Origin of the sequence: Limosilactobacillus coleohominis (genome assembly GCF_016901675.1) — a bacterium.
Classification (GTDB): Bacteria; Bacillota; Bacilli; order Lactobacillales; family Lactobacillaceae; genus Limosilactobacillus; species Limosilactobacillus intestinavium.
Genome location: NZ_JACJKU010000233.1, coordinates 1 through 208 on the forward strand (window position 1 = coordinate 1; position 208 = coordinate 208).

Sequence of the window (208 nt, forward strand, 5' to 3'; positions counted from 1 at the left end):
CAAAAACGCCATTCGGCGTGACATCAGGTATCATATTAAGTGAATCAAACCTATATGAAAGGATGTCCGTCAAATGACGCACTTAAATGATACCATGCCCACTAACCTTTTGGCCACTCATCGCAAATATGCACACCTTACTAAAGAAGAGCGAGTGATGATTGCGACTTTAAAGTCGCAAGGACTTTCCAATCGCGCAATCGGTCGT

General features: G+C 43.3%; 1 protein-coding gene. It reads left to right on the top strand.

Translation table 11 applies throughout. From position 1 onward, the window contains the following. Positions 1–73 precede the first annotated feature (73 nt). Positions 74–208, top strand: a 135-nt coding sequence (locus H5975_RS09330; RefSeq protein ID WP_204785660.1) for a helix-turn-helix domain-containing protein, incomplete at its 3' end; no start/stop codon positions are given.